General features: G+C 42.1%; 6 protein-coding genes. 3 read left to right on the top strand and 3 right to left on the bottom strand.

What is annotated here, in order from left to right; genetic code table 11:
• Window positions 1–45: 45 nt before the first annotated feature.
• From V7K89_RS15000 to V7K89_RS14990, 3 genes are read right to left on the bottom strand one after another with little or no spacing between them, the layout of a single operon-like run.
• The gene (locus V7K89_RS15000; RefSeq protein WP_335188347.1) at window positions 46–960 is read right to left on the bottom strand and encodes a hypothetical protein; all 915 of its coding nucleotides are present in this window, start codon (window positions 958–960) and stop codon (window positions 46–48) included.
• A 23-nt stretch (window positions 961–983) separates the two neighbouring features.
• Complete coding sequence (locus V7K89_RS14995) at window positions 984–1,949, bottom strand: DUF1822 family protein (protein WP_335188345.1); 966 nt, start codon at window positions 1,947–1,949, stop codon at window positions 984–986.
• Between the two features lie 33 nt (window positions 1,950–1,982).
• Window positions 1,983–2,621, bottom strand: coding sequence for a sigma-70 family RNA polymerase sigma factor (locus tag V7K89_RS14990; protein WP_335188343.1), 639 nt, complete (start codon window positions 2,619–2,621; stop codon window positions 1,983–1,985).
• A gap of 332 nt (window positions 2,622–2,953) precedes the next feature.
• Between V7K89_RS14990 and V7K89_RS14985 the strand changes: the two genes are divergently transcribed.
• The 3 genes from V7K89_RS14985 (at window position 2,954) to V7K89_RS14975 (ending at window position 8,282) form a co-directional block, all read left to right on the top strand.
• Window positions 2,954–4,435: a site-2 protease family protein gene (locus V7K89_RS14985; protein WP_335188341.1), complete on the top strand. Its 1,482-nt coding sequence runs from the start codon at window positions 2,954–2,956 to the stop codon at window positions 4,433–4,435.
• 98 nt (window positions 4,436–4,533) lie between these two features.
• Window positions 4,534–5,538 (top strand): helix-turn-helix transcriptional regulator, encoded by a 1,005-nt coding sequence (locus V7K89_RS14980; RefSeq protein ID WP_335188339.1) that lies wholly within the window; start codon window positions 4,534–4,536, stop codon window positions 5,536–5,538.
• 98 nt (window positions 5,539–5,636) lie between these two features.
• Window positions 5,637–8,282: a TonB-dependent siderophore receptor gene (locus tag V7K89_RS14975; RefSeq protein ID WP_335188337.1), complete on the top strand. Its 2,646-nt coding sequence runs from the start codon at window positions 5,637–5,639 to the stop codon at window positions 8,280–8,282.
• Window positions 8,283–8,359 lie beyond the last annotated feature (77 nt).

The following is an 8,359-nucleotide window of genomic DNA, read 5'->3' as shown; positions in this document are numbered from 1 at the left end:
CAAATGCTCTGAATGCGGTAACTAAAAAAGACATTATTGGATGGTTCACCCACTGCTGTTACTATATTGCACCCAACTGAGAACCGCTATAATTTGCGGAATCTGTAAATTTTGTAGTTCTCGCGCTAATCCTAATCCATCACAGGAATTGAAAATCGCCAATTGTAACCCGTTGGCAACAGCATTTGTCAGGGCATATCTGAGTTCATCAATTGTTAATTTATCTGTTTTATTAATATAGATGCAACCAGCTTCACCCTCACTGTTGCTATGACCTGCAAAAAATAAGATATTCCAAGGTTGTTTCCACAAATTGTCGTCGATATCTGAATATTCAGGTTCTACTAAAAAAGTTGTAGTCACACCAGGTAATTTCTCTAATAACTGGCGGTCTTGCTCTACATCAATACCGTCACTATTGCCTAAAATTGCCAAAATTCTAATTTTATTTCTGCTTATGGATGTCTGCAATGCAGCTGTTACTGGTTCTGATTCTGGAACACTGAGAACAACTTCAGCTTTGGGGTAATGTTGATCTATCAAATCCCACAAATGCCAGGGAAGTTTTTTGAGTTGTAAACAATGAGTGCGAATCAACACCCGCACTTCTTCATCTGGCATCAAGTGTTTAAGCCATTTTTCCCGCACGGGACGAAAAGACTCTAATAGCAACCAGTTATTCAGATGCTCTTGCACCTCACTAGCTTTTGTATTGCACTCCTGACGTCGCTGGGAAATAGAACCATCGTAAATAATTTTTTTGGCTTTGATGCGGGTAAATTTCCACAAGCTGCGATATGTAGATTGCCATTGGTCAATTGCTGTTGCCATATCTGGATTAGAGGGTAGCTTGCCAGTAATTTCTGTAATCGGGCGTTTGCCCTCTTCTCCAATCTCCAGCGTTACCTGCACGCCTAAGTGCAAATCGCCATCTAGCTTCAGCACAACTAACTTTCTCATTGGCAGTACCCCTGCTGTTGTTCTTAACAAATGACAAAATTTTCTGTGATGCTGATATCTCCCAGAACAAGTTTAACGCTGAAACGTTCTCCCACTTCACAACTAAATTCCAATTGAATATTCTTATTGCTGCTTCTGGTTTGAGCTTCCATCACAGATGTTCCTTCAAAATCCAGCACCATTAGATGTAGATTTGGTGGCAGATAATCTTGTCCATTTGTCGGATGTAATTCTACGATAATGTCCATTTCTTGCTCGTTGTCCGCAGGCAAGGTAACAACTAAAACTACTGCTTGAGCGGTTAAAAGTTTTCCTAAATCAATCAACTTACCCCTGCTAAGAAAAGCGCCTGCTTTACTTCTCATACTCCAAGCTGGATTGATACTTTGAGTGCCTAGAAGAGTCTCAACTTCTTGCCAACCAACTTCAAAAATATTCTCCAACCATTGCTTCAAATTAACTAAATTCTGATTAGATTCCAGCGAATTATCAGCTATTTCAGCAATCTGTAATTGAGAAAGTTCTTCTAAATATTCCAAAAGATTATCTAAAGGTTGCAATTGGTTAATGGGTAATAAATCAGTTTGTACTTGCTTGACAAATCCCAGCAGCGTTGCTTCTCTAAATGATTTGTCAATTTGCACAGCTACATAGCCAATTCGATTTGACTGTACTTCCGGCGGCACATAAACAAATTGTGCATCTGACAATACTGGACGACATTCTAATAAGCCCAAGTTTTTTAGCGACAAATCAGCAATATCCATAAGTGTCTGTTGGATGACATTCCAACTATCACTTTTATGCAAATCTGTCTCAAATCCCATACAATATAGATAATAATTTACGAAAGACACAGACAAAGTGTTGAGATAAACTTGTTCGCCTTTTACTTGCGTGGCTTGTTGTTTACGTAACTCTTCTGCACGATGCCTTCCATTTACGGGTATTGGGGCTGAAAATGTTAAAGCGTTGATGATTTTACTCATATTTTTGCCTAGCTGATTAGATGATATGAAACATTAAATATATAAATATTCATGAAATTTAGTAGCAAATTTTTTCAAACAACGTTGGTAAAAACTGTGAAGAGATGTGATTCCAATACCCCATTCTGCCGAAATCTCTTTCCAGGAAATGCCAGAACATCTTCTTTTAGCTATAGCTTGAAAATTTGCCTCTGGATGACCTTTGATATGTTCCTGACAAAAAATTAATTCTGGGTCAGTTTCTATACATTCTCTTACTTGTTCAAATAAAGACATAGGTTGAGATGAGTGTAAATTTTCAAGATGAAAGTTTTCGAGATTTATTTCATTTTCTTTGCTGATAATTCTGGGGATAGCCTCTGGAAAAAAACGTTTAGTTAATAGCATATTTATCCAAGTCATCACTTCGCCGCGTTCTGGGTCATACTTATTAATATTGTTATCTTGACAAAGATAAAAAAATAAATTTTGTACTGCTTCATCATAAATATCTTGATAAAGTAGTTGAAATTGACCTTTATAAGGACGAACAAGCTTACCTGACTGCCAAATAGCATTAATCAAACGTGTTAAGGCTATCCGCTTTTCCTTAGTTAGGTGTGTGTATTGTTGAGCTGCGATCGCTAAGTCTTTAAGTTGTTCATCTAGTTGTCTTCTCCAGTCATTACTCATAAAAGACCTCGAATCAGAACGTACCAAGTTACAAATTCATCTATATCTCATGTATTGCTCGCGACTTTTACACAAACCAGCCACAATTGTTACAAAACTTTGTGCTTATGCATTCAACTGAGGACTGAGAAGATTTGGCTTGGCGTGACACCAGATTCTTTAGTGTTTATGCTGACCTCCTTTCAAATTCAACAACAGCGTAGCTGATATGAAGTTTTATCACTACCCCAAGCGAGATAATTTGGGCAGACGACAGGCGGCGTTATAAATTAATAAGTGTATCTGCAATACCGGACTTGTTCTGGCTTAGTCTCAATAGCAAAGGTTTGGAGATGTTCACTTTATCAGAAACTTCTATCCTGGCGGCAATCCTACTGGTAGCTTTAGGTATTCTAGGCTGGGGCTTTTATCGCGCCAGAACTTTTGGTAAGCTGGGAGTCTTAGCCTGGTTACAGTCGGTGGTGTTGATGACTCCCTGGCTCTTGTTTTTTGGATTGTTTGCCGCAGGGATTTACATCAATATAGCGGGTATATTGTTCTTAGTGGTAACATCCGCCGGATTGTACGTCTATTTGGGCAGACAGTTACGCGCAGCTGGGCAAGATACCATCCTCAAGCAACGCGCAACCGAAAGACTGGCTGCTGCTGACTCACTTAAAGCAAATTCCCCACAATTAGCAGTCACAGAACTAAAAGCGGAGATCCCACCAATACCGGAAGATGACTTGAATGCAATTAAAGGCATTTTTGGTATCGATACATTTTTTGCCACAGAAACCGTCGCCTACCAAGATGGAGTCATTTTCAAAGGCAATTTGCGGGGAGAACCAGAAGAGACTCACAACCGTCTAACTGCAAGTTTACAGCAACGCCTTGGCGATCGATATCGCCTGTTTTTAGTGGAAAATACAGACGGCAAACCTGTGGTGATTGTCCTACCAAGCCGTAACGATCCCCAACCGATGTTATTATCGCAAAAAGTCTTTGCAGGTATTCTGTTGATAGCAACTATTGCTACTAATTTAGAAGCTGCGGGATTACTGCTGAATTTTGATTTTTTTGGCAATCCAGGGCGGTTTCAAGAAGCTTTGCCCATAGGCGCTGGGATATTTTCGATTTTGGTAGCTCACGAAATCGGTCATTGGTTACTTGCCCAGCGTCACCAAATTCGCCTTAGCTGGCCTTTCTTTCTACCGGCAGTGCAAATTGGCTCCTTTGGTGCAATTACTCGCTTTGAGTCTCTATTGCCCAACCGCAAGGTATTATTTGATATTGCCTTAGCCGGGCCAGCTGCAGGTGGTATTGTCTCTTTGTTAATACTGGTAACGGGCTTGCTGCTTTCGCACCCAGGTAGTTTATTTCAATTGCCCAATCAGTTTTTCCAAGGGTCAATTTTGGTGGGAAGTTTGGCGCGAGTTGTCCTTGGTTCGGCGTTGCAGTCATCTCTGGTAAGTGTTCATCCCCTAGTGATAATTGGTTGGTTGGGGTTAATTATCACCGCTTTGAACTTAATGCCCGCAGGACAACTAGATGGTGGGCGCATTATACAGGCGATTTATGGACGCAAAACCGCAGGACGGGCAACGATCGCAACTTTAATTTTACTGGTACTAGTGTCTCTCGGTAATATGATTGCCATGTACTGGGCGATCGTGATTTTCTTTTTACAACGGGATCAGGAACGCCCCAGCTTGAATGAAGTCACTGAACCTGATGATGCCAGAGCCGCTTTGGGTCTTTTGGCTCTATTCTTGATGATTACCACGCTTCTACCCCTAACTCCCGCCTTGGCTGGGCGTTTGGGGATAGGATAGTGTTCTGAGTCGAATGGCACTAAAATCAGATGAAGAAAGCTTAATGGAATAATTTTTGATTAAGAGTTGAAGCTTTTTATCACAATTGAAGTGCCAGCATGACTATCACTATTTCATGGCAAGCCTATTGGGAACTATTTCAGGAGACTATCGAACGTTCTCAACACCCAAATCCTGATGATGCAATGGATGTGGTTTATAAATACCCGCAAGCTTTGGGACAGGGTTATTTGCGACAAATTGAGTTGCGAGAGGGCTTGGTATTGAGCATCCTCAACTTACAACTGAGCGATCGCCTAATCATCCAAGCTCCTCAACGCGAACATGGTTTTGAGTGGAACTTTAATTTTACCGGACAATCCCAGAATAAACTTGCTGCGATCAGTGATGGACAATACATTTTTTATGGGAGTGGTTTAGCTCCTAAAGAGACAATAAATTGTAGTATACAGCCCGCTCTAGGAGTGGGTTTTGAAATAGAACCTGAACTATCGAATCAACTACTGCGCTCCTTTGTTGGCGACCCAGACAGGGAATTACCACCAGAGTTAAAATCGTTGATTCGACAGCCCGATCAAGAGTATTGCTGCCGTTCTGGAACTGCGACACAAGCCATGCAGACTGTAGCAAGACAAATATTGCAATGTCCCTATCAAGGTATTGCTAAACGGATGTATCTGGAAGGCAAAGTTCTGGAGTTGATGGGAATCTTAGTTGCACAGGAAGTTGAAATCCAAAATGGCAACAGCAAGCCTCTCCCCCTGAAACCAGATGTGGTAGACAGAGTTTACCATGCCAGGGAAATTTTATTACAAAAGTTGGATAATCCACCTTCGTTAATAGAATTAGCTCGACAGGTAGGTTTAAATGACTATCTCCTCAAGCAGGGATTTCGTGCCTGTTTTGGCACAACGGCATTTAGCTACCTGCATCACTATCGCTTAGAACAAGCACATCAGCTCTTAAAGACAAAAAACATGAAAGTATCAGAGGTCGCTAAAGCCGTAGGGTTTGTTAACCAGAGTTATTTTGCCGCAGCCTTTAGAAAAAAATTTGGTTTACCTCCCAAGGAATACCAAATCCAGCAGAAAAAATCCGTCTAGCGTTCAAAAAAAATCCGTCTAGCAGCTAAAATGCCTTTCAATCACACCAGATTATCCTGTAATGTTTTTGACAATTGTTCTCAGTCTTGGTGTGGGTGATGTTGAAATTATGGCAGCGATCGCTATGCTTTTTCGTAGGCTTGGTTTCCGTTTTTGGTGTTCCACCCGCATTGGCAGAAGTTGTTAATCAGGTTTCAACAGCAAGCAATGAGTCACCAATTACTACGATTCGTTGTGTGCGTGACCTTCAACGTCCGGCGATGACGGTTAAAGAATGGCTGTCTCAGGGTGAATCTGGAAACAATCAACCAGTAGAGATAGTTCAAGTTACAGGAGTCAAAGCAAACCCCACAGATAAAGGTGTGGAAGTAATTTTAGAGACACCTCAAGGTACTCAACTGCAAGTCACAAATCGCAGCACTGGTAATAACTTTATTGCAGATGTATCTGGTGGACAGTTGCGCTTACCGTCGGGTGAAGCTTTCACATTTGGTTCAGAGAAACCAGTTGAGGGAATTACAGAAATAACAGTTACGAATATTGATGCCAATACTGTGCGAGTGACGGTAGTGGGTGAGAAAGCTTTGCCGACAGTTGAGTTATTTGATGATAATGCCGGACTGGTTTTTGGGGTAACAACTACTGCAACGGCAACGCAGTCACTGCAGCGACTCCAAACACCGCAAGCCGAAGAAAAGCCAGCAAACCAGACACCGCAGCAGCAACCATCAACACAGCAGGATGAGCCAATAGAATTGGTGGTGACGGGAGAGCAAGATGTCTATCGCGTACCAAATGCCTCTATTGCCACCCGCACCGATACGCCTTTACGCGATATTCCCCAATCGATTCAGGTAGTTCCTCAGCAGGTACTTAAAGATCAACAAGTTAACACTGTAAATGAGGCACTCAGAAACGTTACTGGTGTGAGTCCGACCCAACAATCTGACCGCAATTATTTTAGTTTTACGGCTCGAGGATTTGAGAGTGGTGCAATTATCAGAAATGGATTGCCAAGTGGAGCAAGCGATAGTTCAATTGAGTTTTCTAATGTGGAGCGAATTGAGTTCCTTAGTGGTCCAGCTTCAGTTCTGTTTGGTCAAGGCGGTCCAGGTGGCACGCTTAATGTCATTACCAAACAACCTCTGCGCGACCCTTTTTATGCGATTGAAGCAACTGTTGGCAGTTATGATTACTACCGGGGTGCTGTGGATCTATCTGGACCGTTGAATGACTCCAAAACAGTCTCATATCGATTAAATGCATCTTACCTGGATAAACAGGGGTTCACTGATTTCTTCTATGATAGAGTGTTTTTGATTGCACCTGTCATACGTTGGGAAATTAGTCCGAAAACTAACTTTACTTTAGAAGCAGATTACACTAACGCAAAAAATTTACCGCTGTATGGTTTACCTGCTGTTGGCACTGTACTTCCCAATCCCAACGGTGAAATACCCCGTAACCGCAACATTAATGAGCCTGACGCTTATCAAGAAACGAAAACAGCTAGAGTAGGATACAGGCTTGAACATCAGTTTAGTGATAACTGGTTATTACGAAACGCCTTTCAAGTAGCATTCGTTCGAGACGATGCTCAAGGTGCATCTGCTAGTGAACTTGAGCCTGATAATCGAATCCTGGATCGTGGTTATGGGATCTCGAAAAATGATGTCAATTACTATAACTTGACAACAGATATAATTGGTAAATTCTCAACTGGCTCAATTAAGCATCAATTACTATTTGGAGTCGATCTCAGTCGCTCCGATACCATTGATTCGAGTGGAGTTTCTGGCAGTGCGCCATCGCTTGACCTATTCAATCCAGTGTATGGTCAACCGTTAGATCCTCTCGACCAGGAATTTAGTAGTACTTCTGTAACTGATGCACTAGGGGTTTATGTTCAGGATCAGGTGACGTTGACTGATAATTTGAAGTTACTGCTGGGTGGACGGTTTGACATCACCACCTCTACAAGTCGAGATGAGCTTGCCAATACAGAATCCAGTCAAGCGGATGATGCCTTCACTCCTCGTGTTGGTATTGTCTATCAACCCATAAAGCCGATTTCCCTTTATGCTAGCTACAGCAGATCCTTTACCCCAAACAGTGGAACGGATTTTGAGAGCAATCTATTCCAACCAGAACGCGGGACTCAGTACGAAGTAGGAATCAAAGCAGATATCAGTGACAAACTTTCTGCAACCCTTGCCTTTTACGACCTGACCAAATCCAATATCTTAACGAAGGACACTAGACCCGATATACCCCCAGGTGAATTTTCGATTCAGATTGGAGAACAGCGTAGCCGGGGCATTGAACTCAATCTGGCAGGTGAGATTTTACCAGGATGGAATATCTTTGCAGGCTATGCCTACACCGATGCCCGAATTACAGAGGATAATACCCTTCCAGTAGGTAATCAATTGTACAATACACCGGAGAATGCCTTTAACCTGTGGACAAGCTATGAAATTCAAAAAGGTTCTATGCAAGGTTTAGGGTTTGGTGTGGGATTTTTCTTTGTGGGAGACAGGCAGGGCGATTTGGAAAATACCTTTAAAGTGCCCAGCTATGTCACTACCGATGCTGCCATTTTCTATAAACGAGGGCAGTTACGCACACAGATCAATTTTAAAAATCTGTTTAATGTGGACTACTTTGAGGCTACCCGTGACAATCTGCGTGTTTTCCCCGGTCAGCCATTCACCGTACAGGGCACGATTTCGTGGGAGTTTTAAGGTAAGTGAGGGAAATGGAGGGTGAGCATCAGGTGCGATCGCCCTTGCCTTTCATACCCAATTAGTGATTCGATAAA

Origin of the sequence: Nostoc sp. (genome assembly GCF_036917515.1) — a bacterium.
Lineage (GTDB): Bacteria > Cyanobacteriota > Cyanobacteriia > Cyanobacteriales > Nostocaceae > Nostoc.
Note: the sequence above shows the minus strand (reverse complement) of the source record. Positions and strands in the feature narration are given on the sequence as shown.